Here is a 25,696-nt window from a genome sequence, read left to right on the forward strand (position 1 = left end):
CGTGATGCGACCTGGATGCGCGGACGGCTGGGCGTGGTGACCGTGATCGGTGCCGTCGTCGGTGCCTGCCTCACTGGGTGTACACCCAAGCCCGACGGTCCGGAGCCCTTAGCTCAGGCATTCCTCGCGGCCTTCGAGGCCAACGACATCCCCACGGCCGCCGCCGATACCGACAAGCCGGACGCCGCAGCCACTGCGCTACGCGAGGCGTGGACCAATCTGCAAGCGGAGGCCCTCGACGCCGAGACGACGTCGGTTCGAGTCGACGGCGACACCGCCACAGTCGGCTACACCTATCGTTGGCAGCTGCCCAAGGATCGGGTGTGGACGTACGACGGCCAACTGAACATGGGTCGGAGTGCGGGAGAGTGGGTGGTGCGGTGGACCGCCTCGGACATCCACCCGAAGCTCGGTGACACGCAGACCATGGCCTTGCGCTCGACGGCTGCACCACGCGCTCGGGTCAACGAGCGCTCCGGCACCGACGTCCTGGTGCCCGGGGTCGTACATCGAATCAAGTTCGACGCGTCGGCCGCGAACAACGTCGTGGCCTCGGCGACGGCGTTGTCGACACTGCTGACACCGTTCGACGCGTCGATCACGGCCCAGTCGATCGTGGAGTCGGCGACTTCCGTCGACGGCGACTACCCGGTGGCGCTGCTGCGAGACAGCGACTTCGAACCCATCTCGGCGGCGCTGACCGAGATCCCCGGTGTCACGGCGTCCGACGAATCGGATCTCGTGTCCACCGACCCCACCTTCGCGCCGGACCTGGTGGGCCAGGTGAAGAAGGCCGTCATCGACGACGTCGACGGCAAGGCCGGCTGGAGCGTGGTGACCAGCAACCGCAACGGCGTCGACATCGACGTCCTCACCGACACCCCGCCCGAGCCGGCACCGTCCTTCTCGATCAGCCTCGATCGGAATATTCAGGTCGCGGCCCAACGAGCAGTGAACGCCAGGGCCGAGCAGGCCATGACGGTGGTCATTCAGCCGTCCACCGGGGCCATCCTCGCTGTGGCGCAGAATCCGGCCGCCGATCGGGACGGACCGGTCGCGTCGGCCGGTCTCTACCCACCGGGTTCGACGTTCAAGATCATCACCGCCGGGGCGGCGATCTCCAGCGGACTCGCGACCCCGGGGAGCACCGTTCCGTGCCCCGGTCGTATCGAGATCGGCGAACGAAGCGTCCCCAACTACAACGAGTTCGCTCTCGGTGACGTGACCATGAGCACCGCGTTCACCCGATCGTGCAACACCTCCTTCGCGAAGCTGGCGAGCGAGATGTCGCCCGACGCGTTGACCGTGGCCGCGTCCCAGTTCGGCGTCGGTCCGGACTACGACGTCGTGGGGTTGCCGACCGACTCCGGTTCGGTCCCGCCCGCGGACGAACTCGTCCAGCGCACCGAGGACGGATTCGGCCAGGGCAAGGTGGTCGTCTCGACCTTCGGGATGGCACTGGCCGCCGCGACGGTTGCCCACGGCTCCACACCGGTTCCAAATCTTCTGGTCGGACGGGAAACCGCCATCACCGGCGATCATCCACCGATAGAACCTGCCATGGTCGACGGGTTACGCGGCATGATGCGCTCGGTGGTCACCAGCGGCACCGCAGAACGGATCGCCGACCAGGGCGAGGTGTACGGCAAGACCGGAGAAGCAGAGGTCGAGGGCGGATCGCATTCGTGGTTCGTCGGTTACCGAGGCGACATCGCCTTCGCGACTTTGGTGGTACGCGGCGGCAGCTCGGACAATGCGGTCGCCGTCACCCGGGAGATGTTCGAGCAGCTTCCGCCGGGGTACTGAGCGCTACGCCGGTGGGCCGGGTTCAGCCCGACAACAGCCCGAGTCGACGACACGCGAGAACCGCTTCGTATCGAGTGTGCGAGTCGGTTTTTCGCATCACGCTGCGGAGATAGGACTTGACCGTCTCGGCACCGATCGACAGCCGTGCCGCGACTTCGACGTTGGTGCAACCGAGCGCGACCTGCGAGATGACGTCGATCTCGCGTGGCGTCAATGCCTGCGAGTCGCCGGAGTCGCTGTCCTGGTTCGCCGTCCGACCGAGCGTTGCTGCCAGTCGCGCGGTGACCGCGTCCAGTCTGTGCTTGACCGCCGCGTCTCCGATCGACCGAGCGAGCTCGGCGAGCTCGTCGTGCACACCGCGCAACTCGGCCGTCCGCGAGAGGTTCCCGTCCGACGTGGCCCGCGCACTTTCCATGAGGCGCACCCTGCGGTCGACCTCGTCCCGGATGGCGATCTCCTGACCGAGGCGCCGGGCTGCGGCGGTCATGATGTCGCCGACTCGATCACCGAGGGGGCCGCGTTCTCGCACCGCTGCGTACATCACCATGCGGGCTGCTCCGGCGACGACAACCGGCACCGCCAGGATCGACTTGAGGCCCTCGCCGAGGACCGGCCGGTCGAAGTGATGGGTGATCGACATCGACGCGCCGTAATCACTGACGGCCGCGGGCCGACGTTGGTCCATGACCCGGCCACCGAGACCGGACCTGGGCGGGATGGCGAGCCCGTCCAGCCCACGCGTGCGGGTGCCGTGAAATTCGCTCAGGTGCAGCGTTTCCGAGGACACTTCCCCGCCGAACACGACGGGCACGGCGGACGTCGCGGCGACCTGGCGTAGTTCGGCGCTAAGGGCATCGCCGTCCCGGGGGCGCAACAGACTGGAATGGACCACGACGCTTCCTTCCTCGGTTCGGGTACGTCGACGGCGAACGTGACCCAGATCATATCCCGTCGCGCGGTTGCGGATTCGGTGGCCTCGACCAGCAGCGCTGGTTCTTCTGGACACGGTTGCGACGACTACTCTGGACGGCATGTCTGTCACCGCCGAGAGCAAGCCCCGTCAGCCACTCGTGCCAGGCGTCGTCTCGCCCGTCCTCTCCGTGCCGAAGTCGATCGAGCGACCCGAATACGCGTGGAAGTCGACCGTGAACGAAGGCAGCGAGCCGTGGGTGCAGACCCCCGAGGTCATCGAGAAGATGCGCGTGGCGTCGAAGATCGCGGCTCGCGCTCTGCAGGAAGCGGGCCGGGCCGTGGCACCGGGAGTGACCACCGATGAGCTCGACCGTATTGCACACGAGTACATGGTCGACCACGGCGCTTACCCGTCCACGTTGGGCTACAAGGGTTTTCCGAAATCGTGCTGCACCTCGCTGAACGAGGTCATCTGCCACGGCATCCCCGATTCGACGGTGATCGAGGACGGGGACATCGTCAACATCGACGTCACCGCGTACATCGACGGTGTGCACGGCGATACCAACGCGACGTTCCTGGCGGGTGACGTGTCCGAGGAGGCGCGCCTGCTCGTCGAGCGGACACACGAAGCGACGATGCGGGCCATCAAGGCGGTCAAGCCGGGGCGCGCCCTGAACGTGGTCGGGCGAGTGATCGAGTCCTATGCGCACCGTTTCGGCTACGGCGTGGTGGAGGACTTCACCGGCCACGGCATCGGTACGACGTTCCACAACGGCCTCGTCGTGCTGCACTACGACCAGCCGTCGGTGGAGACCATCATCGAGCCGGGCATGACGTTCACCATCGAACCGATGATCAACCTGGGCACGATCAACGCCGAGATGTGGGACGACGGCTGGACCGTGGTCACGCACGACAAGAAGTGGACCGCACAGTTCGAGCACACGCTCGTGGTGACCGAGACGGGTTGCGAGATCCTGACACTGCCGTGAGCGGAGCCTGCGGAGTGAATAGAAATCTGATACTGCCGTGAAAGGCGCTCTGTTGGTCGCCGGCACTACCTCCGATGCAGGCAAGAGTGTGTTGGTCGCCGGCCTGTGCCGGATGCTGGCGCGGCGGGGTGTTCGGGTGGCCCCGTTCAAGGCGCAGAACATGTCGAACAACTCGGTCGTCACGTTGGACGGCGGCGAGATCGGCCGGGCTCAGGCGATGCAGGCGGCCGCTTGTGGCCTCGAGCCCAGCGTGCGGTTCAATCCGGTGTTGCTCAAGCCCGGCAGTGATCGGACGTCGCAGTTGGTGGTGCGCGGGCGTGCGGTGGCCCAGGTGAGTGCGAGCAACTACATCGAACATCGGCAGGCGCTCCGGCATGTGGTCGCCGACGAGTTGTCCTCGCTACGTGCCGAATTCGACGTGGTGATCTGCGAGGGTGCCGGGTCACCGGCCGAGATCAATCTACGCGCCACCGATCTGGCCAACATGGGATTGGCGAGGGCGGCGTCGCTGCCGGTGATCGTGGTGGGCGACATCGACCGCGGGGGAGTGCTGGCGCACCTGTTCGGGACGGTGGCGGTGTTGTCACCCGAGGATCAGGCTCTCGTGGCAGGGTTCGTGATCAACAAGTTTCGGGGTGATCCGGCTCTGTTGGCACCGGGGCTCGACCAGTTGCGGGCGTTGACCGGTCGGCCGACGTACGGAGTCGTTCCGTTCGCTGACGGGTTGTGGATGGACGCGGAGGATTCGCTCGGCACCGTTCCCGATGCGCCCGTGGGCAGGCCCCGTCCTCCGCTCGGCTCGCAGTGGCTGCGGGTGGCGGCGGTGCGATTGCCGAGGATCTCCAACACGACCGATGTCGAGGCGCTGGCGTGCGAGCCCGGAGTGTCGGTGCACTGGGTCACCGAGCCTTCTCGGCTCGAGGATGCGGATTTGGTGGTCGTCCCCGGCAGCAAGTCCACGGTGTCGGATCTGGAATGGTTGCGGCGCACCGGTCTTGCTCGTGCCCTTTCCGAGCGCGCCGCTGCGGGGAGGCCGGTTCTCGGCATCTGCGGCGGTTACCAGATGTTGGGCCGAACCATCTCTGATTCCGTGGAGTCAGGCGTCGGAACGGTCGAGGGACTGGGATTGCTCGATCTCGACATCGAATTCGCGGCCGAGAAGGTACTCGTGCAGGTGAGTGGTCGTTCCGTCACATTCGGCTCGGATCCCGTGCGGGGGTACGAAATTCACCATGGACGAGTGGTCCGGAACGAAGACGATGCCCTGCTGACGACCGCGGGGGGCGTCGGCGAGGGCAGTGTGCGTGGCGGTGTCGTGGGAACTCACTGGCACGGACTCCTCGAATCCGGTGATTTCCGTCGATCCTTTCTTGCCTGGGTGGCGGGGAAGGCGGGTCGCGCAGGATTCGAGGTTGCATCCGACACGTCGGTTGCGGCCCTTCGCGAACAGCAGTTGGATCTGCTGGCGGATCTGGTGGACAGCAACATCGATATCGACGCCGTTCTCGATCTGATAGAGAACGGCGTCGACGGCTCGACGAAAAAGATCGTTACGCAGATGCTTTGAGCAAGCCCATCCAACTGACGGTCGAGAAGATCCCGGTGATCACGAGCGGAACGACCACCAGCAGAAGCACGCGTGGGGTGTCGGTGAAGAAAGTCCCGACGTCGGGCCACCAGTTCTGCCACGTGATCACGATCGCGCCGCCTCCGAAGACGACGAGGCCGGCGAGTCCGAGCGTGAACAGACCGTTCGTGCGGAAGCGCCGGTAGACGACTCCGACGAACGCCCCGATGGACCCGATCAGCAGTAGCCCGATCACCAGAGTCAGCCACTGCAGGAGCGGGTTGTCGGTGGCGTAGCGGGCCAGACCGAACATGCGGATCTTCAGCCCGAAGCCGCCGGTCGCGGCTTCGACGACCGACAACAGGTAGACGATCGTGCCGAGGGCGACCGATTGTGCTACCCCCACCAGTGCTGTCGCAGTGAGGAATTCGCGACGTGTGATGCTCAGGCTCAGGGCGTACGGGAAGCACTGGGTGATAGCCGTGACGTAGAAGGCAATAGCGAACCCATAGACCGAGAACACGCCGCCGCTGAAGCTGAAATCCGAATCGCTTTCCGGAACGACCGAGAAGATGCCGTAGGTGATCACGAACACTGCGACGAGAATTCCCAGGGGCCACGCGAATGTGGTTGCCCAGGAGGTGTTGTGGACCCGAGCTACGTTCAATATGCGCTTCATGACAAGGCCTCCTCGGCGGTGGTCGACTCGTGGATAGAGCCGGAATGGGCAGTGGTTCGATCGATGATCAACTGCTGCAACGGAATCGGTTCGATGCTGAGACCGGACGCCACGCCGAGGGATTGCTGGTGATCGTTCAGTCGCCCGTCGATCGTCGCTCGGGCTGTCGAGCCGAGAGCAGTTCTGTGCAAGATTCGATGCTCTGCAGCGAACCGGTCGACAGCCTCGGTCGGACCGGTGATCTCGAATGCTCTCTCGCGCAGATCGTCCGACTCGGCGTCGAGCAGTATTCTTCCCTTGTCGATGAGAATCACGTGCTCGATCAGATTGCTGACCTCGTCTATGAGGTGTGTCGACAGAACGACCGTTCGGGGGTTCTCCGCGTAGTCGGCCAGCAGCCGGTCGTAGAACATGTGTCGTGAGACTGCGTCCAGCCCCAGGTAGGGCTCGTCGAAGAAGGTGAGTGGCGCTCGGGACGCGAGACCGATGACGATTCCGAGTGCCGACGTCATTCCGCGAGAGAGCTTCTTGATCTTGCGACCCAACGGGAGGTCGAAATCGCGCAGCAATTCGGCGGCGAAGTCGTTGTCCCAGTGCGGAAGAATGTGGGAGGCCTGCGCAATGGCGTTCTTGACCTTCAAATCGTCGGGATACTTCTGGCTTTCCTTGACGAAGCACACGTGACTCAGAGCGCGTGGGTTCTCCCACGGGCGTTCGCCGAATACCGAGATCTCACCATCACTTTCGCGCATCTGGGCGGTCATCATCTGCATGACGGTGGTCTTGCCTGCTCCGTTGCGGCCGAGGAAGCCGTAGATCTTGTTGCGTTCGATCTCGAAGCTCACGTCGTCGACGGCGGTGAACGAGCCGAACTTCTTGGTCAGGTGTGTGGCCGACGCAACGACGCGGCGGAGTTCGTCGGGCGTACCGATATCGTGGATGCTCATCGCGCTGCCTCCCAGTTGTCGAGCATGGTCTTGAGTTCGTCCACGGTCATTCCGAGCTTGCGTGCCTCGGTGACCAGCGGGTCGATGTACTGACGGGCGAACAGATCGCGTCGACGGAACCGGAGTGCGTCCCGTGCGCCTGTGGTGACGAACATTCCGATCCCTCGTTTCTTGTAGACGACGCCGTCGGCGACGAGCTTCGCGAGCCCTTTGCCCGCTGTGGCCGGATTGATGCGATGGAACGCGGCGAGCTCGTTGGTGGAGGGAACCTGTTCTTCCTCGGCCAGGGAGCCGTCGATGATCGAGTTCTCGACGAGCTCGGCGATCTGCAGGAAGATCGGCCTGCCCTCGTCCATCAGAGCCACCGCCGCGGCGGCGAGGTTCGGTACCTCACTGGTTCATTACTCATGTAACTAACCATAGAACCGGTGCGTGGTTCTGGCAAGAGGCAGTACCGTCGTCCCCATGGAGTTCACGCATGTGAGTGCTGCGGGCGGGTCTGTGTCGGTACGAGTAGCGGGACCGGACAGTCGGCACGCCGTGCTCCTGTTGCCGGACATCGGCGATTCGGTCGATGGCTACGACTCGGTGAGCGAGCGCTTGCACAACTCGGATCTGAAAACCGTTGCGGTGGAAGACATCGACGGAGTGGGGGACGACGCTGTTCTCGCCTTGCTGGACGAGCTGAAGCTGTCGTGGGTCCACCTCGTCGGGAGCGGTGCCGGTGCGGAATCGGCCTGGAGACTGGCGGCGAAGACTTTCGGTCGGTTTGCCAGCCTCATCGCCGTGGATCGTTGCCACCCGGCGATCGCCGACCATCGGGGCATCGTGCGGGACGCCGATTGCCCCGCAATCGAGTTGCCGACGACCCTGGTCATCGGCAACTCCGAGATGCGTCCGTCCGCCGACAACAGCGGCCGCTTCGTCTACTCGGACTTTCGGGTCGTCGCGCTCGACGGCGTCGAACATGTCGCGGCCGACGCCCCGGCGGCGCTGGCCACGGAGATCGTGCTCCGCACCAGCCCCTGGTGATCGAAACCTACAGGTCGAGGCCCAGGAGGGCGTTCTCGACCACCTCGGGCAGTCCTGGGTGGATCCAGTACTGACCACGGGCCATGTCCTGGGCGGACAGTCCGAAGCTCATCGCCTGGATGAGCGGCTGGATGAGAGTCGGGGCCTGAGCTCCGATGATGTGAGCCCCGAGTATCTTGCCGGTGCCCTTCTCGGCGATGATCTTGCACAGCCCTTCGCTGTCCTCCATCGCCCAGCCGAAGGCGACGTCGCCGTAGTTCTGGACCTTCACCGTGATGTCGAGCCCTGCGTCTCGGGCCTGTTCCTCGGTCATACCCACCTCCGCGATCTGCGGATCGGTGAACACGGCAGCGGGAACGAAGCGGTGATCGTAGGTACGCAACGCGGACGTGTCGCCGTGCCAGGCGTCCTGCAACAGGTTGTACTGGACGACGCGCGCTTCCTGGTTGGCCACATGCTTGAGCTGATACGGCGAGGAGACGTCGCCCAGTGCGAACACGCCCTCGGCGGTGGTGCGGCCGAACTCGTCGACCGTGATGCGGCCCTCGTCGTCCAGCTCGATCCCAGCAGCACCGAGATTCAGTCGGTCGCCGTTGGGCTGCCGGCCGACGGCCACGAGGAACGCGTCTCCGAGGACCTTGGTGCCGTCCGCAAGTTCGACGCCGTGCAGTCCGCCCTCGGAAATCCCGCGCGTGTCACCGGAATCGAGGTGAACGTCCCACTTGGCCCGGGCGAGCTCGGTGAATCGTTTCGCGATATCGGCATCCAACGCGCGCAGCAGTGAATCCTTACGGGCGACGATCGATACCTTCGATCCGAGTGCGGAGAACACGTGCGCGAATTCGGCTGCGATGTAACCGGATCCGAGGATCACGAGGTGTTCGGGCAGTGCCGGTAGGCGCATGACGTCGTTGTTGGTGTGGTAGGTGACACCGGAATCTTCGATCGATTGCGGCACGGTGGGACGTGAGCCGGCCGCGATGACGATCTGGTCCGCCGTGATGGTCGTACCGGTTCCGGTGTCGATGGTGCGCGGGGCGACGAAGCGTGCGTGACCCTCGAACAGCGTGACGTTGGGGCTGCCCTCGGCGCGGTATCGCTTGCCGCCCTCGGAGATGGGGTCGATACGTCCGAAGACCCGCTCGACGATGTCCGGCCAGCGGACCGTGTCGACGTGCGCATCGATGCCGTACTTGGAGGAATCTCGCACCGTACGAGCCACCTCGGCCGCGTACACGTACATCTTGGTGGGGATGCAGCCGACGTTGAGGCACGTACCGCCGAACGTCGCATTCTCCTCGATCAGGGCGACCTTCTTGTCGTCGAACCTCTGATCGACGATCGAGTTTCCCGAGCCCGAGCCGATGATGACGACGTCGAAATGTTCTGTCATGAAATGTGTCCGATCTCGGTGTGGTCCTTGCCCGACGCGTGGTCGGTCTTCTCTCCCCGGTGCAACCACTCGAGCCATTCGTCCATTTCCTCGAAGGCCCGTGAGCGAGGGCCCTCGGTGGACAGGAAGACGTCGTGGCGTGCGCCCTCGATGGGGACGATCGAGGTTCGATCACCCAGGCAGCCGGCCCAACGGGCGATCTGCCGGACATCGAGAACGGCATCGGCCGCGTCGACGGCCGAGCTGTAGCGGCGGGAGAAATGCGTCACCTTCGAGCGAAGGATCAACGACGGAATTCCGATATCGAGGCCGCGGTGCAGCTCGGCATGCCCGTGCCGGACCGCACGGATCCAGCCGAAGGTGATGGGGAAGCCGGCGAGGGGTTTCCAGTCCAGGTCGTAATCCCACTCGCCCTGCTCCGATGCCGCGAGGGAAAGGCCGTAGGTATCCAAGCCGCCCCCGGGGACCGGCGTCTTTGCCCGAAATCTGCCGATCACGTCGATCGCCGCGGTACCGACGCTACGTATCGCCGGCGGGCCCTGCAGGTCGAACCAGGGGCTGTTGAGGACGACGCCTGCCAGGCCCAACCCGGACGAGCCGCCCTCCTGACGGTTGAGACGGTTGAGCCACAGCGGCAACACGAGGCCACCGGTGGAGTGCGCCATCAGCAGCACCGGCGCGTCCGCGCGCTCGGCGCGGACCAGGCTCAGCGCCTCGTTCAGCTCGGCGTCGTACATCGCCAGATCGGTCACGAAGTGTGCGGTCTGGCCCTCACGGCGCGATCGTCCGCACTTGCGCAGGTCGAGCGCGTAGAACGCGTATCCCTTCTCGGCGAAATGCTCGGCGATGTGTCGCTGGAAGAAGTAGTCGGTGAATCCGTGGACATAGATCACCGCGCGGTCGAAGTTGGCGACACCCGGCGGTTGATACCGCACCAGAGTGGCCTCGACCTGGCCCTCGCCGTCCGGATCGTCTCCGAGTGGGATGGTCGTCTGTTCGTAGCCGTCGCCGAGGACATCGGGAACCCAGGTAGTCACAGATCACAACTGTAGTGGGCGCCGCCGACAGCGTCCGAGGAGCACAATCGAGAGCAGGTTGACGTGGTGTCCGATGGGGTAGGCCCAGCTAGTAACCTGACCGCATCGGGTGAGTAACCCTCTACAGAAGAGTTCTCGGACCGATACCGCCACCGGCCGAGACCTTTACAGACAAGGAAGTCGATTCTCCAGTGTCCACAGATGAGCAGGGTAAGCGGATCAAGACCGACGTCGTTCTGGTCGGTGCCGGAATCATGAGCGCCACCCTCGGTGCGCTGCTCCGTCAGCTCGAGCCGAACTGGTCGATCGACGTCTACGAACGTCTCGACGCCGCAGCGGCCGAGAGCAGCGACGCGTGGAACAACGCAGGCACCGGGCATTCGGCGCTCTGCGAGCTCAACTACACGCCGCAGAACAAGGACGGCAGCGTCGATATCGCCAAGGCGCTCAACGTCAACGAGCAGTTCCAGGTCTCGCGGCAGTTCTGGGCCCACGGCATCGAAACCGGCGTCCTCTCCGACGCCAAGAACTTCATCAACCCGATCCCGCACGTGAGCTTCGTGCACGGCGAGGACAACGTGAAGTACCTGCGGGCGCGCTACGAGGCGCTCGTCGGCAACCCCCTGTTCGCCGGCATGGAGTACATCGATTCCAAGGACGAGTTCACCGCGCGACTGCCGCTGATGGCTCGTGGCCGTGACTTCTCCGATCCGGTCGCGCTCAACTGGAGTCAGGAAGGCACCGACGTCGACTTCGGTGCACTCACCAAGCAGCTGCTGAACTACCTGTCCGCTGCGGGTGGCACCGTGCACTTCGGGCACGATGTGCGCAACATCACCAAGCAGTCCGACGGCACGTGGGACGTCAAGGTGGCGAACCAGCGCACCGGTGCCAAGAAGACCGTCAACGCCAAGTTCGTGTTCGTCGGGGCGGGCGGTGGCGCGCTGCACCTGCTGCAGAAGTCGGGCATTGCCGAGATCAAGGGCTTCGGCGGGTTCCCCGTCAGCGGCGAATGGCTGCGGTGCACCAACCCCGAACTGATCGAGCAGCACTCGGCCAAGGTGTACGGAAAGGCCTCGGTGGGAGCACCGCCGATGTCGGTGCCGCACCTCGACACGCGCGTCATCAACGGCCAGCAGGGATTGTTGTTCGGACCGTACGCGGGATGGTCACCGAAGTTCCTCAAGCAGGGCAAGATCACCGATCTGCCCGGCTCGGTCAAGCCGGGCAACCTGATGTCGATGCTCGGCGTCGGCGTGACCGAGCTCGGGCTCGTGAAGTACCTGGTGAGCGAGTTGGCTCAGTCGCAGGCCGATCGGGTCGAGACTCTGCGGGAGTTCGCGCCGACCGTCGTCGCCAAGGACTGGGAGCTGGTCACGGCCGGTCAGCGTGTGCAGGTGATCCGCAAGAAGGGACGCGGCGGCGTTCTCGAGTTCGGTACCGCTGTGGTCAACGCTGCCGACGGCAGCATCGCGGGCCTGCTCGGTGCCTCTCCCGGCGCATCGACTGCCGTACCGGCCATGCTGGACGTGCTGCAGCGGTGCTTCGGAGACAAATACGACGCGTGGCAGCCCAAGCTCAAGGAAATGGTCCCGTCCCTGGGGGTCAAACTGGCTCAGAACAGCTCGCTGTTCGACGAGGTCTGGGCCTGGACCTCGAAGACGCTGGAGCTGGAAAGTTCGCGTGAGCTCGCACAGCACACGGGTGTGTGATAGCAAAAGGTATGAATACGCAAGCAGCAGCTCTCAAACGATCGTGGGCACTAGACCTGTCCAACAGCACGTTGTACGACCTGTTGAAGCTGCGTGTCGAGGTGTTCGTGGTCGAGCAGGCCTGCGCCTATCCGGAGTTGGACGGACGCGACCTGCTGACCGAGACGCGGCACTTCTGGCTCGAACGAGACGGTGAAGTGGTGTGCACACTGCGTCTGCTCGAAGAGCACGACGACGGCGAGAAGGCGTTCCGTATCGGCCGCCTGTGCACCCAGCGTTCGGCCAGGGGACAGGGACACACCACGCGAATTCTGCGGGCCGCCCTGGCCGAGGTCGGTTCGGCACCGTGCCGGATCAACGCGCAGAGCTACCTCGTCGACATGTACGCCAAGCACGGCTTCCTGCCCGACGGCGAGGAAGTACTCGAGGACGGTATTCCGCACACTCCGATGCGTCGCGGTGGCGGCACCGCCTGGAGCGAGGCGTAACAGCCCGTTCGGATCCGAAGCTACGAATGCCACACACGTCCAGGCGTGTGTGGCATTCGTTCGTTCGGCGGTAGTGTTCCGTTCGAAGTCGAGTGCGGAGAAGTCCTGTGAGAACCAGGCGCGGTCCCGCCACTGTGTTCAGGAGTGTTCTCCTGTCAGCCAGATCGCCGCCCGGCTTCGTGTCGTCCACCGAACGCTCGGCGCGGAACTCCGAGCACGAAGGGAATTGGTTGTGCAGCGAGAGAGCAGTGTCCCCGAACCGGGGTATCCGTTCAGTGCGATCGTCGGTCAGGATCAGCTGCGGTTGTCGTTGATTCTGTGCGCGGTGCACCCCGGTATCGGCGGTGTGCTGGTGCGCGGCGAGAAGGGGACCGCGAAATCGACGGTGGTTCGGGCGCTCGCAACTCTGCTGCCTGCCGTCGAGGACGAGGATGGTGCCCGCCCGGCCAAGCTGGTCGAGCTTCCGGTGGGAGCGACCGAGGACCGCGTGGTGGGGTCCATCGACCTCGAGAAGGTACTGCGTGACGGGGAACGAGCATTCCAACCCGGCCTGCTCGCAGCGGCACACCGCGGCGTTCTCTACGTCGACGAAGTGAACCTGTTGCACGACCACCTCGTGGACGTCCTGCTCGACGCGGCGGCGATGGGTCGCGTACACGTCGAACGAGACGGCGTATCGCATTCTCACCCAGCACAATTCGTCCTCGTGGGCACGATGAATCCCGAGGAGGGTGAGCTCCGGCCACAGTTGCTCGACCGATTCGGTCTGGCGGTCGAGGTCACCGCGTCGCGTGATGTGGACGTGCGCATGAATGTCGTGCGCAGGCGTATGAACTACGAGCGTGATCCCCACGCGTTCGCGGCAGCGTACGTCGACGAGGACGCCGCCGTTGCAGCGCAGATCGTGGCTGCACGCACGATCCTCGATGATGTGGTGTTGAGCGACAAGGAACTTCGGCGCATCGCCGCGCTGTGCGCATCGTTCGACGTCGACGGTATGCGCGCAGACCTGGTGGTCGCGCGTACGGCCTCGGCCCACGCCGCGTGGCGAGGCGCGAGCGAGGTGACCGAGGAGGACGTGCGCGTCGCGGCCGAATTGGCGCTACCGCACAGGCGTCGACGCGACCCCTTCGACGAGCCGGGTATAGACGACAAGCAGCTCGACGACGCCATGCGCGACGCCGCCGAACAGGCCGAGCAGCAACCCGATCCCGAGCCGGAGCCGGATCCCGACGGTGATGGAGGAGCACCGAAGCCCGACGCGGCCGAAACTCCCGACGCGCCGTCGAGTACGGAATCCGACACGCCGCAGGAACCGGCCGACAGCCAGGAAAAGGCCCCGACCGGTGCGGGCAGCGATCGGCAGGCGGGAACACCGGGCGCGCAGTTCAAGGCGCGGCTCATCGAGCTTCCCGGGGTCGGTGAAGGTGCTCCGGGTAGGCGCTCGCGGTCGAGGTCCTCGTACGGACGGTCGGTTCGTCCCACCGTCGAACCGGGCCGGGGTCTGCATCTGATCGGTACGTTGTTCGCGGCAGCCGAGCAGCAGGTGGTGCGTGGGCGCACGTCCGGGCGGCTGCGACTGGCGCCCGAGGACCTGCGCGGAGCCGTCAAGGAGGGGCGCGAGGGCAACCTCATCGTCTTCGTCGTCGACGCGTCGGGATCCATGGCTGCGCGAGACCGACTGTCGGCGGTGACGGGTGCGGTGCTCTCACTGCTCCGTGACGCCTATCAACGGCGCGACAAGGTCGCGGTCATCACCGTGCGCGGCACCGAGGCCGAGACAGTACTGCCGCCGACGTCCTCGGTCGATGTCGCTGTGACGCGGCTGCGAAAGATGAAGACCGGGGGCAAGTCTCCGTTGGCGCAGGGATTCCTGACCGCGCGAGAGTTGGTGCTGCGCGAGAAGGTTCGAGACCCGCTGCGGCGCGCGTTGGTGGTCGCTCTGACGGATGGGCGTGCCACGGGCGGCACCGATCCCGTCGGTCGGGCGCGAATCGCCGCCGGCCGCATCGCGGCGGACAAGATCGCGTCGGTCGTCGTCGACTGCGAGTCGGGCATGGTGCGCCTGGGATTGGCCGCGGACTTCGCCGGCTGTCTCGGAGGCGGATACGTGGCGCTCGCGGACCTGTCGGCCGAGCAGGTCACCGCCGTCGTTCGCGCAGCGGCGTAGGGGGACACGCGATGCCACAGGGAGTACCTGCTCCGGGAACCGTTCCGGAGGACGGCCTCACGACTCGTCAGCGCCGCAATCTGCCGGTGCTCGCCGTCCACACCGGTCCCGGTAAAGGGAAATCGACCGCTGCGTTCGGAATGGCGTTGCGGGCCTGGAACCAGGGTTTCGACGTCGGCGTGTTCCAGTTCGTCAAGAGTGCGAAGTGGAAGGTGGGCGAGGAAGCGGCGTTTCGTGCTCTGGGCGACGCGCACGAGAGCACCGGAATCGGAGGCGCTGTCGAATGGCACAAGATGGGGGAGGGGTGGTCGTGGACTCGCAAGAAGGGCAGCGAGGTCGACCACGCCGACGCCGCGGCCGAAGGCTGGCGTGAGATCGCACGGCGCATCGAGCAGCAATCCCATCGCTTCTACGTGTTGGACGAATTCACCTATCCACTCAAGTGGGGCTGGGTCGACGTCGCGGAGGTGGTCGAGGTGCTGACACATCGGCCGGGCAACCAACATGTCGTCATCACCGGCCGCGACGCTCCGCCGGAGTTGATCGCGGCCGCCGACCTCGTCACCGAGATGACCAAGGTCAAGCACCCGATGGATGCGGGTCGCAAAGGGCAGCGGGGCATCGAATGGTGAACCGGTCGTGTCCGGCCGTGGTGATCGCGGCACCCGCGTCGGGCAGCGGAAAGACGACGGTCGCCACCGGACTGATGGGTGCCCTGCGCGGTGCCGGCCGTCGGGTCGCTCCGTTCAAGGTCGGCCCGGACTACATCGATCCCGGTTACCACTCGCTCGCCGCGGGCCTGCCCGGTCGAAATCTCGACGCGGTCATGGTCGGTGCCGACCGCATCGGCCCACTGTTTCTGCACGGCAGCAGCGGCTGCGACATCGCGGTGGTCGAAGGCGTCATGGGCCTGTTCGACGGCAAGATCGACATGACCGGTCCGGGGGAGGCGTCCGCCGAGGGCTCGACCGCGCGAGTGGCGGCCATGCTCGGCGCGCCGGTGGTGCTCGTGGTCGACGCACGCGGGCACAGTCAATCCCTCGCCGCCGTGCTGCACGGATTCTCCACCTACGACTCGAGTGTGCGGATCGGCGGTGTGATTCTCAACCGCGTCGGCAGTGATCGGCACGAACAGGTGCTCCGTCAGGCCTGCGAACGAGTGGGTGTTCCGGTTCTGGGCTCCCTGCCGAGGATGAGTGAATTGGTCGTTCCGTCACGGCATCTGGGGCTGATCACCGCGGTGGAGCACGGCGGTGCCGCTACCGATGCGGTCGACGCGATGAGTGCATTGGTCGCACAGTTCGTGGACATCGAGGCGGTCGAGGCTCTGGCGCGTTCGTCGGTGCCAGTCCCGGCCTGGAACCCTGCGCTCGAGGTCAGACCGTCCGGCGGCGCACCGGTGATCGCTGTCGCCGGCGGCCCGGCGTTCACCTTCGGCTACACCGAGCACGTCGAACTGCTTCGGGCCGCCGGCGCAGATGTTGCGGTCTTCGATCCGCTGCGCGACGGATTACCCTCGGGCACAGCAGGAGTGGTGCTCCCCGGCGGCTTCCCGGAAGAGCATGCCGCCGCCCTCGCGGCGAACGAAGTGCTCCTCGCCGATATCAGGACAGCGGCGGCCCGCGGATTGCCGATACATGCCGAATGCGCCGGGTTGCTCTATCTCGCAAGGAGATTGGACGGCCACGCCATGGCCGGAGTGGTCGACGTCGACGCGGAATTCGGGAACACGCTCACCCTCGGATACCGCGATGCCGTCGCCCTCGAATCGTCGACGCTGTTCGACGCGGGTAGTCGCGTCACCGGCCACGAATTCCACCGAACGAAACTGGTGGACGTCCGAGAGAGCGCACCGGCGGCGTGGGGTTGGCACAAGCATGGGGTCGACGGCAGAACCGCCGCCCGCGAGGGTTTCGTGCAGGGTGGTGTCCACGCGTCGTATCTGCACACACACGCGGCGGGAAACCCCGAGTCGATCACTCGATTCGTCGCTGCCGCACACGATTACGCGTGCGTGTGAGGCGCGGCGTCGTCATCGGAATCGGCGCCAGAGCCGGGGTCGGACCCGACGAGGTACTGCGGGCGATCACCGAGGTGATGCACGAGAACTGGTCGGTGGTGAGCATCGCATCGATCGACCGAAAAGCAGAACTGGTGGCAGCGATCGCGTCGAGAATGGGTGTTCGAGGAGCGACGTTCTCGGCGTCGGACCTGTCTGCAGTCGTCACCGAATCCGGGTCGGACCGGGTGCGAGACGCAGTCGGTACTGCCAGCGTCGCGGAAGCGTCGGCTCTGTTGGCCGGCTCGGCGCGGCGGCTGCTGGTTTCGAAGGCAGTCGGGGCCACCGTGGTCGTCGCGGTGGCCGCGACGGACGAAGAACCGGCGGATCCGCCGCACTGACTGGCGAAAGCGAGCCGACGAGGGCACTGTGGGTCGAATGAGTTCCGACAGTCTGGTTCTACTCGGCCCGATCGTTCGTTATGTCGGCACCGAGACCGCGACCCTGTGGTTCGAGATGGCGCACCCGTGCACCGTCACCGTCGTCACCGATGTCGGCGTCCGAGCATCGGAACGAACGTGGGGAGTGCACGGTCACCACTTCGCGCTCGTTCCACTCGAGGGCCTGCCCGCCAACGCGCCGGTGAGCTACGAGGTGTTCGTCGACGAGCACAGGGTGTGGCCGGAGGACGGCAAGCGAGCCAGCATCCACACCGTGGACGCAGCGGGGCCGGTCACGCTTGCGTTCGGGTCGTGTCGGCGCGGCGACGATTACAGCGCGAAGTCTCTGAAGACGATCGGTGCCGATGCACTCGCCGGGCTCGGATCTGCCCTCATCGAGCAGGATCCGGGCCAGTGGCCCCAGGCCCTGTTGCTTCTGGGTGACCAGGTGTACGCCGACGACCCGTCGCCCGAGATAGTCGAACGACTGCAGGCGCGACGGGAGTCGGGAGAGGGACCGACCAGTGCCATCGGCACCGACGCGGAGAACGAGATCTGCGACTTCGAGGAGTACTCGTGGCTGTACCGGGAATCGTGGGGACTCGAGCCGGTGCGGACGCTGTTGGCGAGCATCCCGTCGTGCATGATTCTCGACGATCACGATCTGCGCGACGACTGGAATTCGTCGGCCTCCTGGCGTCGTGACATCGAGACCCGGCCGTGGTGGAACGACCGCGTGATCGGGGCGTACTCGTCGTACTGGGTGTATCAACATCTGGGCAATCTCTCGCCGAAAGAACTGGCGGGGGACGAGATGTACGCCGCCGTTCGCTCCGCCGAGACCGATGCGGATCGCGAGAAACTGTTGGCCGACTTCGCGTTACGTGTCGATCGAGCCCCCGAGACCGGCCGGTGGAGCTTCTATCGAGATTTCGGCGACACCCGTCTGATCATGATCGACTCACGCTGCTCACGAAATCTCGACCCCGACAACCGCGAAATGGTCGACGAGAAGGAATGGGCGTGGGTCCGCGAGCGCGCACTCGAGACGACGCCCCGACACCTGCTGTTCGGATCGTCACTGCCGTACCTGATGCTGCCGGCACTGCATCATCTAGAACAGTGGAACGAGGCTGTGGCACAGGGGAGTTGGGGGCCGAGGTCGGCCAAGGTGGCCGAAAAGATGCGAATCGGACTCGACCTCGAGCACTGGGCCGCATTCACCAACTCGTTCAACGACATGGCAGCCCTGACGCGTGAGCTCTCGCGCGGTGACGACAAGCCCGCGTCGATCATGTGGCTCTCGGGAGACGTGCACTGCTCGTACGTCGCGAACGCCGACTTCGGTGTCGGCGGGCGCGACGTGCCTGCGACGTATCAGCTGACGATGTCTCCGTTCCGCAATCCGCTGAATCTGCCGATCCGCGCGGTCAACAAACTTGCCGTCAAACGCCCGGCGGCGAGGATCCTGTCGAAGCTCGCGCGGGCCGCCCACGTGGGCCCGTCGGGTGTCGAGTGGCAGGCCGAGGCGGGCCCGTGGTTCGACAACGGGGTCATGCTGCTGACCCTGCACGGCGACTCGGCGCGACTGCAGGTCCACCATGCCCACGTCGACGACGCCGGGAAGCAGGTCCTGACACGAACGTCCAGCCTGGCGCTCGCCTAGAGCAGGCATCCCCGCCATGCTCGGGTGAAAACGATTGGCCATCGAGGGGCTAATGGGGTTGGCTGGTTCGTTGTGGCCCATCTCGAACTCAACGACATCGTGTACTTCCTGCCCGACGGACGGCAGCTGCTCAACGGCGTTGGCTTCCGGGTGGGCGACGGTGCCAAGACCGCACTGATCGGGCCCAACGGAACCGGTAAGACGACGTTGACGCGCATCGTGGCGGGCGACGAGGCTCCCGACGAGGGCGCGGTGTCGAGCTCCGGTTCGCTCGGGGTGATGCGGCAGTTCGTCGGGCAACTGCGAGACGACTCGACGGTGCGTGACCTGTTGCTGTCGGTCGCGTCCCCAGCCGTGCGGTCCGCAGCTGCTGCGCTCGACGCCGCCGAGAACACGATGATCGAGGTCGACGACGAGAAGACCCAGATGAAGTACGCGCAGGCCCTGTCCGATTGGGGCGACGTGGGCGGCTACGACCTGGAACCGTTCTGGGACAAGGTGACCACGGCTGCGCTCGGTATGCCGTTCGATCGCGCGAAGTGGCGCGCGGCTTCGACGCTCAGTGGCGGTGAGCAGAAGCGGCTCGTGCTCGAGTCGTTGTTCGCCGGCACCGACGATCTGCTGCTGCTCGACGAGCCGGACAACTACCTCGACGTGCCCGGCAAACGTTGGCTCGAAGCGACCATTCGCGACTCCGACAAATCCGTCCTGTTCATCAGCCACGACCGGGAGCTCATCGCCAACGCTGCCAACCGGATCGTGACCCTGGAGCCGGGAGTGAGCGGGGCCACCGCGTGGGTGCACGGCGGTGGGTTCGCGACGTATCACGCAGCGCGGGAAGACCGGAACGTGCGACTCGACGAACTGCGCAGGCGGTGGGACGAGGAATTGGTCAAACTGCGCGCGCTGGTGTTGCGTCTGCGCGAGAAGGCGAAGTTCAACGACGGCGTCGCCGCCCGCTACCACGCATCGCAAACGCGACTGGCCAAATTCGAGGAGGCCGGACCGCCCGAGGCCGTGCCGCTCAAGCAGCACGTCACCGTCCGGTTGCGCGGTGGTCGAACGGCCAAGCGCGCGCTCGTGTGCACGGCCCTGGAACTGACCGGCCTGATGAAACCGTTCGACACCGAGATCTGGTACGGCGATCGCGTGGCGGTATTGGGTTCCAACGGCTCGGGCAAATCGCACTTCCTGCGTCTGCTCGCCAACGGCGGCACCGATCCCGAGAAGGAGCACGAGCCGGTCCAGGAACTCGCACTCGCGCCCGTTCCGCACACCGGGACAGCGGTACTCGGGGCCCGGGTACGGCCCGGTCTGTTTGCGCAGACGCACACGCGTCCGGATCTTGCCGGCAACACGCTGCTCGAGATCCTTCACATGGGCAACGAGCACCGGGACGGCATGGGCCGTGAGGCTGCCGGCCGAGCGTTGGACCGATACGGTCTGGCCCGCGCGGCCGAACAGTCCTACGACAACCTGTCGGGCGGGCAGCAGGCACGTGTGCAAATTCTTCTGCTCGAGCTCTCCGGCGCCACGCTGCTGCTGCTCGACGAGCCGACCGACAACCTCGACCTGATGTCGGCCGATGCGCTCGAAGACGCCATCGCGGCATTCGAGGGCACCGTGATCGCGGTGACACACGACCGGTGGTTCGCCCGCAGTTTCGATCGATTCCTGGTGTTCGGTGCCACCGGGCAGGTTTACGAAGCAGCCGAGCCCGTATGGGACGAGAAGCGAGTCCAGCGCGCGCGGTAGCGTTTCCTCTCGTGAACGCGACTGACTCTCCCTATCTGGTCGGCCTGAATCTCGAAGGGCGGCGCGTCGTCGTGGTCGGTGGCGGCACCGTCGCACAGCGTCGACTACCGCTGTTGATCTCGTCCGGAGCAGTGGTCCACGTGGTCACCCGCGAGGCCACTCCGGCCGTGGAGGCAATGGCGACAGCAGGGCAGGTGACGCTCGAACTGCGCGATTACCGCCACGGCGATCTGGCCGACGCCTGGTACGCCATCGCCTGCACCGACGAGGCCGAGACCAATATCGCCATTGTTGCGGAAGCGACCGCGTCCAAGATTTTCTGTGTCCGTGCCGACATCGCCAAGGACGGCACAGCCGTCACTCCGGCGTCGGCCGAATGGGACGGCCTCACGCTGGGAGTGCTGGCAGGCGGCGAACATCGCCGATCGGCCGCCGTGCGCAATGCCGTCGTCGAAGCGCTGCAGTCCGGCGTCGTGGCCGACTCGGCGCACGCGCCGCTGACCGGTGTCGCGCTCGTGGGCGGCGGTCCGGGCGACCCGGATCTGATCACCGTCCGGGGCCGCAGACTGCTGGCATACGCGGACGTCGTGGTGGCCGATCGGCTGGCTCCACCCGAGTTGCTCGCCGAACTCGGACCACACGTCGAGGTCATCGACGCCTCGAAGATTCCGTACGGCCGGGCAATGGCGCAGGAAGCCATCAACCAGGCGCTGATCGACGGTGCCAAGGCCGGCAAGTTCGTGGTTCGGCTCAAGGGCGGTGACCCGTACGTCTTCGGTCGCGGTTACGAGGAACTCGAAGCGCTGGCCGCCGAGGGCATTCCGGTCACGGTGGTACCGGGCATCACCAGCGCGATCTCGGTTCCGTCCTCGGCCGGAATCCCGGTGACGCATCGCGCCGTCACCCACGAATTCGTCGTCGTGAGCGGTCACGTGGCCCCCGATCATCCCGATTCTCTGGTCGACTGGGACGCGTTGGCCAAGCTCAAGGGCACAATCGTGTTGCTGATGGCCGTCGAGCGCATCGGGCTGTTCGCCGATGTACTCGTGGCGGGCGGCCGCCCGTCGGACACCCCCGTCATCGTCGTTCAGGAGGGCACCATGCGCACCCAACGTGAAGTTCGGGCCACGTTGAGCACCGTCGCCGACGCGGTCCGCGAGGCCGAAATTAGGCCGCCGGCGATCGTCGTCATCGGCACCGTGGCCGGGTTCTCTGTACACGCCGGTAACGTGAACGCTCGTGCCTGAGTCATCGATGCCCAACACCTCCGCCACCGAGATCAAGTACCCGGTGACGACTCGAGCGTTCGGGATGGCGATCATCGTCCTGAGCGGGCTGCAACTGATGGTGGTTCTCGACGGCACCGTCGCCAACCTGGCCTTGGCTCCGCTGCAGGCCGATCTGGGTCTGTCCGACGCCGGGCGCAACTGGGTGTTGACCTCCTACGCGTTGGCCTTCGGTGGGCTGATGTTGCTCGGCGGCAGGCTCGGCGACGCCTTCGGGCGAAAGAAGATGTTCCTCGCCGGCGTCGTCCTGTTCACGATCGCCTCGTTGCTGTGCGGACTGGCAGTCAACGAAGCCACGCTCGTTGCGGCGAGGGCACTGCAGGGGGTCGGTGCCGCGGTGGCGTCGCCCACGGCATTCGCTTTGGTGGCGACCACCTTCGCGCCCGGGCCGGTACGCAATCAGGCCATTGCCATTTTCGCAGCCATGACCGGTATCGGATCCATTGTCGGGCTCATACTTGGCGGCGCTCTGACCGAAGTGTCGTGGCGGTGGATCTTCCTGATCAACGTTCCACTCGGTGTGGTCATCATCGGCCTGGCACTGGTTGCTTTGAAGGAAACCGCGGCTACGCGGTTGGCCCTGGACGTGCCGGGTGCCATTCTCGGAACACTGGGGTGCACCGGTGTGGTGCTGGCGATGAGTGAAGGCACCGAACTGGGCTGGACCAGTCCGATCGTCATCGTGTCTCTGATCGCCGGACTGATATTCCTAGGACTGTTCCTGCTGGTCGAGCGGCGCGCAGCAAATCCGCTGCTGCCCTTCTCGTTGTTCGAAAACTGGGATCGAGTCGCGACTTTCGTGGCCATCTTCTTCGCCGGTGGAGTCATGTTCAGCCTTGCCGCATACGTGGCCCTGTTCGTCCAGGACATTCTGGGCTACAGCCCTCTGCAAGCCGGTCTGGCGTTCGTGCCTTTCGCTTTCGGGCTCGGTGCCGCGGCCTTCCTGGCTTCGCAATTGGTGGCCCGGATCGCTCCGCGCTGGTTGATTCTGAGCGGTGCCGTCATCATGGTCGGCTGGCTCATGGTGTCGGTCACCACGATGAACGCGGACTCGTCGTACTTCCCCGGACTGTTCTTTCCTGTCATCGGCATCGGCTTCGGTGTGGGCCTGACGGTGGTGCCGCTCCCGCTGTGCGCCATCGCCGGGGTGAGCCCCACCGAAATCGGGCCGTTGACCGCGATTTCCCTGGTTGCTCAAACCCTCGGTGGCCCGTTGGCCTTGGCTGTCATCGGTGCGCTGGTCACCTCGCGCACTCTCTCGCTGGGCGGGATATCCGGGCCGGCGACATTGATGAACGAGAGCCAACTCGATGCATTGAGCTCGGGCTACATGTTCGCGCTGTTCTGTTGCGCGGTCTGCGCCGTGATCGCCGGCATCGCCGCACTGTTCATCCGATTCACCCCGCAGCAGGTGGCCCAGGCGCAGGCCGCGCAGGAAGACGCCCAGAAGGGCTGACGAGCGGGGCCGATCAGACTCCCAGTACGGCCTTGGCGATGAGGAAGTAGACGATCAGGCCGGTCGCATCGCAGAAGGTCGAGATGAAGGGCGTCGAGAACACCGCGGGGTCGACGCCGATCTTCTTGGCGATCAGCGGCATCGCACCGCCGACCGTCGCGGCGAGCGTGCATATCGACAGCAGCGTCGTGCCGATGACCAGGCCCAGGTGCCAGTCGTAGACGAGTCCGGCAATGACGAACCCCAACGTTCCGAGCATCGCTCCCATCGTCGCGCCGACGCGGACCTCGCGAAACAGCACAGCGGCGATGTCGCGCGGGCGGACGTCACCCAGGGCGAGCGCGCGGGTCACCGTGGTCGCGGCCTGCGAACCGGTGTTTCCGCCAGTGCCGGTGAGCAGGGGAATGAACAGCGCGAGGGTCACCACCGCGGCCAGTGCGTGCTCGAAGATCTCGAGCACCTGCACGGTGAGGATGGCCGACAACGCCAACACGAGCAGCCAGACCACGCGCGAACGAACGATGGACAGGACCGGCGTCGACAGGTACGGCCGACGCAGCGGTTCCGCACCGCCCGCCCTGGCTGCGTCCTCGTCCTCGGCCTCCTCGAGAATGCGAGAGGACTGCTCGAGGGTGAGGATGCCGATCAGGCGCTGTTCGGAGTCGACCACCACCACCGCCGGACTGCGATGCTCGAAACACAGACGTGCCGCGACCTCCGCCGACGAGTCCGCCCGCACCACCGGATGCGACGAATGGAGCTCTCCCACCGGCGTGGTCGAATCCGCCGTCGCGAGATCGGCGAGCGTCACCACACCGAGCAACGTACGACGGTCGTCGGTGATGGGCAGCAGGTACACCGATTCTGCGTCGGGACCGGTCCTTCGTACCGCGTCGAGAGCCTCGGCTGCCGTCGTGTCGTTGCGTAGGCGCACGTACTCCGGACTCATTCGACGGCCGACCGACCCGCGGTCGTAGCCCAGCATCGGTGCAGTGAGCGCCCGTTGTGCGGGCGATAGGCCGAGCATCATGCGATGCGCGATGTTGGAGGGCAGCTCGTCGAGCAGTTCCACTCGGTCGTCGGGGTCGAGGTTCTCGAACAGGGCGATGACGTCGTCGCTACGCAAACTTTCGAACAGCTCGCTGCGAATGGTCGCGTCGAAACGCTCGAACACGACCACGGCCTCGTCCTTGGGCAACAGTCGAAACAGAACCGCCCGCTGCGCCGAGTCGACCCGTTCGAGCATTCTGACCGCGTTCGTCGTGGACAGACCCGCCATCAGGGTCGACAACGCGGCCACGTCGCGCTCGGCCAGTAGTTCCGATGTCCTGGTCACGATGTCGTCGAGAGTCTCGGGCACCGGTCCATTTTGCCTTGCCGGCGGTCATCGACCGACAGCGGTCGCTACTCCGGAACGACGTCCCAGTGCTCGACGATGGCGCCGTCGAACCGGAAGATGTCTCCCGCGACGAAGGGGTCGGATTCTGCTGCGCCCGGCGCTTTCGCGAACGTCCACACCAGATCGCCGTCGGCCAGCGAGACGACCGATTCCGAGGCAGGGAACTGCGCGCCGCCGGCGAAGAACTGTTGCAGTGCCGCGGTGCCGTTGCCCGCAATCGGATTGTGTTGCAGGTAGGACGGGGCGAAGTCGGTCGCGAGCACGGACGCGTCGTGTTCGCGGAAGAGCGCGTCGTAGGTAGCCGTCACCGACATGCGTCGGCGCTCTTCCTCGTCCTCGGTCGGCTCGGTGGGCGCGGTCGGGTAGCGGTAGAGGTCACTGAACATGGTGTTGCCGCTCATCGACGTCGCCGGCACGGATTGCGTCATGGCCCAGTGCTCGGTGACCTTGCCGCCGTCGAAGGCGAAGAGGTCGATGTTCGCTTCACCGGTGGTCTCGGATTCCGGATCAGCGGTGGCCTGCCAGTGCACTGCGACCCATCTGCCATCGGCCGCGACATGCTTGACGACGGCTCGTGCACCGGGAATCCGTGTCCGGGTGGCCTCGAATCGGGCGACGATCGCGTCGGGCCCCACCGCTGGTCCAGGTCGATCGACGGCGTTCTCCGCCACGACCGACGCGGCGGCGGCGGGTTCTTCGGCCGTGAATGCAGATTCGAAGAGCGTCAGCGCTGCTTCTTCGTTGCGTGATTCGGTGACGCTGTCGGAGCGGTCGTCGGGCGACTGCGCGGCGACGGAGACGTCGTTCGGCTCCGGGGTGGAGGGCGACGTACCGCACGCCGCGATGGCGGACAGTGCGACCAGAACGGGCACGGTGAGTCGAGCAGCTGCGCGTGTTCGGTTCATGTCTGCTCAACTGACTTGAAGCTACAACAGTTCCCGAATCGGTCGACGAACC

22 protein-coding genes and 1 riboswitch are annotated in these 25,696 nt (G+C 65.6%); of the genes, 14 read left to right on the forward strand and 8 right to left on the reverse strand.

Going from position 1 to position 25,696, the window contains the following annotated elements:
* Positions 1-15 precede the first annotated feature (15 nt).
* On the forward strand, positions 16-1,806 hold the full coding sequence (locus K414_RS0115245; RefSeq protein WP_152530511.1) for a penicillin-binding transpeptidase domain-containing protein: 1,791 nt from the start codon (positions 16-18) through the stop codon (positions 1,804-1,806).
* A 22-nt stretch (positions 1,807-1,828) separates the two neighbouring features.
* On the opposite strand, the gene K414_RS0115250 is transcribed toward K414_RS0115245, so the two are convergent.
* Positions 1,829-2,698 carry a LuxR C-terminal-related transcriptional regulator gene (locus K414_RS0115250; RefSeq protein WP_027496717.1) on the reverse strand — a complete coding sequence of 290 codons (870 nt, stop codon included), beginning with the start codon at positions 2,696-2,698 and terminating at the stop codon, positions 1,829-1,831.
* Positions 2,699-2,837: 139 nt separating this feature from the next.
* Between K414_RS0115250 and map the strand changes: the two genes are divergently transcribed.
* Both map and K414_RS0115260 read left to right on the forward strand, forming a co-directional pair.
* Positions 2,838-3,713, forward strand: a complete 876-nt coding sequence (gene map / locus K414_RS0115255) for a type I methionyl aminopeptidase (RefSeq protein ID WP_045841850.1) — start codon at positions 2,838-2,840, stop codon at positions 3,711-3,713.
* Between the two features lie 37 nt (positions 3,714-3,750).
* Positions 3,751-5,280, forward strand: a complete 1,530-nt coding sequence (locus K414_RS0115260; protein ID WP_027496719.1) for a cobyric acid synthase — start codon at positions 3,751-3,753, stop codon at positions 5,278-5,280.
* Here K414_RS0115260 and K414_RS0115265 read toward each other — a convergent pair.
* From K414_RS0115265 to K414_RS0115275, 3 genes are read right to left on the reverse strand one after another with little or no spacing between them, the layout of a single operon-like run.
* A complete protein-coding gene (locus K414_RS0115265; RefSeq protein ID WP_027496720.1) occupies positions 5,264-5,959 on the reverse strand; it encodes a hypothetical protein in 696 nt (231 codons plus the stop codon). The two genes, K414_RS0115260 and K414_RS0115265, sit on opposite strands and share 17 nt — an antisense overlap.
* The gene (locus K414_RS0115270; RefSeq protein ID WP_032390104.1) at positions 5,956-6,906 is read right to left on the reverse strand and encodes an ABC transporter ATP-binding protein; all 951 of its coding nucleotides are present in this window, start codon (positions 6,904-6,906) and stop codon (positions 5,956-5,958) included. Before K414_RS0115270 ends, K414_RS0115265 begins: the two co-directional genes overlap by 4 nt.
* On the reverse strand, positions 6,903-7,265 hold the full coding sequence (locus K414_RS0115275; protein ID WP_027496722.1) for a GntR family transcriptional regulator: 363 nt from the start codon (positions 7,263-7,265) through the stop codon (positions 6,903-6,905). The genes K414_RS0115270 and K414_RS0115275 overlap by 4 nt, the downstream gene beginning before the upstream one ends.
* A 106-nt stretch (positions 7,266-7,371) precedes the next feature.
* Between K414_RS0115275 and K414_RS0115280 the strand changes: the two genes are divergently transcribed.
* Positions 7,372-7,938, forward strand: a complete 567-nt coding sequence (locus tag K414_RS0115280; protein WP_027496723.1) for a hypothetical protein — start codon at positions 7,372-7,374, stop codon at positions 7,936-7,938.
* Positions 7,939-7,945: 7 nt separating this feature from the next.
* Here K414_RS0115280 and mtr read toward each other — a convergent pair whose 3' ends face one another.
* Together mtr and K414_RS0115290 are read right to left on the reverse strand one after the other, a co-directional pair.
* On the reverse strand, positions 7,946-9,331 hold the full coding sequence (mtr, locus tag K414_RS0115285; protein ID WP_027496724.1) for a mycothione reductase: 1,386 nt from the start codon (positions 9,329-9,331) through the stop codon (positions 7,946-7,948).
* Positions 9,328-10,368, reverse strand: a complete 1,041-nt coding sequence (locus K414_RS0115290) for an alpha/beta hydrolase (RefSeq protein ID WP_027496725.1) — start codon at positions 10,366-10,368, stop codon at positions 9,328-9,330. The genes mtr and K414_RS0115290 overlap by 4 nt, the downstream gene beginning before the upstream one ends.
* Positions 10,369-10,559: 191 nt before the next feature.
* On the opposite strand from K414_RS0115290, the gene mqo reads away from it, so the two are divergent.
* From mqo to K414_RS0115340, 10 genes are all read left to right on the forward strand, one after another.
* Positions 10,560-12,080: a malate dehydrogenase (quinone) gene (gene mqo / locus K414_RS0115295; RefSeq protein WP_027496726.1), complete on the forward strand. Its 1,521-nt coding sequence runs from the start codon at positions 10,560-10,562 to the stop codon at positions 12,078-12,080.
* 11 nt (positions 12,081-12,091) lie between these two features.
* Positions 12,092-12,568 carry a GNAT family N-acetyltransferase gene (locus K414_RS0115300; RefSeq protein ID WP_027496727.1) on the forward strand — a complete coding sequence of 159 codons (477 nt, stop codon included), beginning with the start codon at positions 12,092-12,094 and terminating at the stop codon, positions 12,566-12,568.
* A 51-nt stretch (positions 12,569-12,619) separates the two neighbouring features.
* Positions 12,620-12,755: riboswitch (cobalamin riboswitch) on the forward strand.
* A 39-nt stretch (positions 12,756-12,794) separates the two neighbouring features.
* On the forward strand, positions 12,795-14,738 hold the full coding sequence (locus K414_RS0115305) for a magnesium chelatase subunit D family protein (protein ID WP_081371342.1): 1,944 nt from the start codon (positions 12,795-12,797) through the stop codon (positions 14,736-14,738).
* 11 nt (positions 14,739-14,749) lie between these two features.
* Positions 14,750-15,370 carry a cob(I)yrinic acid a,c-diamide adenosyltransferase gene (gene cobO, locus K414_RS0115310; RefSeq protein WP_027496729.1) on the forward strand — a complete coding sequence of 207 codons (621 nt, stop codon included), beginning with the start codon at positions 14,750-14,752 and terminating at the stop codon, positions 15,368-15,370.
* Positions 15,364-16,758: a cobyrinate a,c-diamide synthase gene (locus tag K414_RS0115315; protein ID WP_027496730.1), complete on the forward strand. Its 1,395-nt coding sequence runs from the start codon at positions 15,364-15,366 to the stop codon at positions 16,756-16,758. Before cobO ends, K414_RS0115315 begins: the two co-directional genes overlap by 7 nt.
* Entirely contained in the window at positions 16,749-17,138 is a 390-nt protein-coding gene (locus K414_RS27115) for a cobalamin biosynthesis protein (protein ID WP_051365125.1), read from the forward strand. The genes K414_RS0115315 and K414_RS27115 overlap by 10 nt, the downstream gene beginning before the upstream one ends.
* A 37-nt stretch (positions 17,139-17,175) precedes the next feature.
* A complete protein-coding gene (locus K414_RS0115325; RefSeq protein ID WP_027496731.1) occupies positions 17,176-18,843 on the forward strand; it encodes an alkaline phosphatase D family protein in 1,668 nt (555 codons plus the stop codon).
* A 72-nt stretch (positions 18,844-18,915) separates the two neighbouring features.
* Positions 18,916-20,598, forward strand: a complete 1,683-nt coding sequence (locus K414_RS0115330; protein WP_027496732.1) for an ATP-binding cassette domain-containing protein — start codon at positions 18,916-18,918, stop codon at positions 20,596-20,598.
* Positions 20,565-21,845 (forward strand): uroporphyrinogen-III C-methyltransferase, encoded by a 1,281-nt coding sequence (cobA, locus tag K414_RS0115335; RefSeq protein WP_048318323.1) that lies wholly within the window; start codon positions 20,565-20,567, stop codon positions 21,843-21,845. Before K414_RS0115330 ends, cobA begins: the two co-directional genes overlap by 34 nt.
* 7 nt (positions 21,846-21,852) lie before the next feature.
* Positions 21,853-23,340, forward strand: coding sequence for an MFS transporter (locus K414_RS0115340; protein WP_027496734.1), 1,488 nt, complete (start codon positions 21,853-21,855; stop codon positions 23,338-23,340).
* Positions 23,341-23,353: 13 nt separating this feature from the next.
* On the opposite strand, the gene mgtE is transcribed toward K414_RS0115340, so the two are convergent.
* On the reverse strand, positions 23,354-24,700 hold the full coding sequence (gene mgtE, locus K414_RS0115345; RefSeq protein WP_051365126.1) for a magnesium transporter: 1,347 nt from the start codon (positions 24,698-24,700) through the stop codon (positions 23,354-23,356).
* Between the two features lie 44 nt (positions 24,701-24,744).
* Positions 24,745-25,644, reverse strand: a complete 900-nt coding sequence (locus K414_RS0115350; protein ID WP_027496736.1) for a nuclear transport factor 2 family protein — start codon at positions 25,642-25,644, stop codon at positions 24,745-24,747.
* Positions 25,645-25,696 lie beyond the last annotated feature (52 nt).

Origin of the sequence: Rhodococcus sp. JG-3, from assembly GCF_000482405.1 — a bacterium.
Classification (GTDB): domain Bacteria; phylum Actinomycetota; class Actinomycetes; order Mycobacteriales; family Mycobacteriaceae; genus Rhodococcoides; species Rhodococcoides fascians.

Excerpts from the sequence above, each read along its gene's own strand:
- K414_RS0115315 (WP_027496730.1), top strand. The coding sequence starts at position 15,364 with ATGGTGAACCGGTCGTGTCCGGCCGTGGTGATCGCGGCACCCGCGTCG.
- K414_RS0115265 (WP_027496720.1), bottom strand. The coding sequence starts at position 5,959 with ATGAAGCGCATATTGAACGTAGCTCGGGTCCACAACACCTCCTGGGCA.
- mtr (WP_027496724.1), bottom strand. The coding sequence starts at position 9,331 with ATGACAGAACATTTCGACGTCGTCATCATCGGCTCGGGCTCGGGAAAC.
- K414_RS0115350 (WP_027496736.1), bottom strand. The coding sequence starts at position 25,644 with ATGAACCGAACACGCGCAGCTGCTCGACTCACCGTGCCCGTTCTGGTC.
- K414_RS0115340 (WP_027496734.1), top strand. The coding sequence starts at position 21,853 with ATGCCCAACACCTCCGCCACCGAGATCAAGTACCCGGTGACGACTCGA.
- cobA (WP_048318323.1), top strand. The coding sequence starts at position 20,565 with ATGGGACGAGAAGCGAGTCCAGCGCGCGCGGTAGCGTTTCCTCTCGTG.
- K414_RS0115270 (WP_032390104.1), bottom strand. The coding sequence starts at position 6,906 with ATGAGCATCCACGATATCGGTACGCCCGACGAACTCCGCCGCGTCGTT.
- map (WP_045841850.1), top strand. The coding sequence starts at position 2,838 with ATGTCTGTCACCGCCGAGAGCAAGCCCCGTCAGCCACTCGTGCCAGGC.
- K414_RS0115325 (WP_027496731.1), top strand. The coding sequence starts at position 17,176 with ATGAGTTCCGACAGTCTGGTTCTACTCGGCCCGATCGTTCGTTATGTC.
- K414_RS0115300 (WP_027496727.1), top strand. The coding sequence starts at position 12,092 with ATGAATACGCAAGCAGCAGCTCTCAAACGATCGTGGGCACTAGACCTG.
- K414_RS0115245 (WP_152530511.1), top strand. The coding sequence starts at position 16 with ATGCGCGGACGGCTGGGCGTGGTGACCGTGATCGGTGCCGTCGTCGGT.
- cobO (WP_027496729.1), top strand. The coding sequence starts at position 14,750 with ATGCCACAGGGAGTACCTGCTCCGGGAACCGTTCCGGAGGACGGCCTC.
- K414_RS0115280 (WP_027496723.1), top strand. The coding sequence starts at position 7,372 with ATGGAGTTCACGCATGTGAGTGCTGCGGGCGGGTCTGTGTCGGTACGA.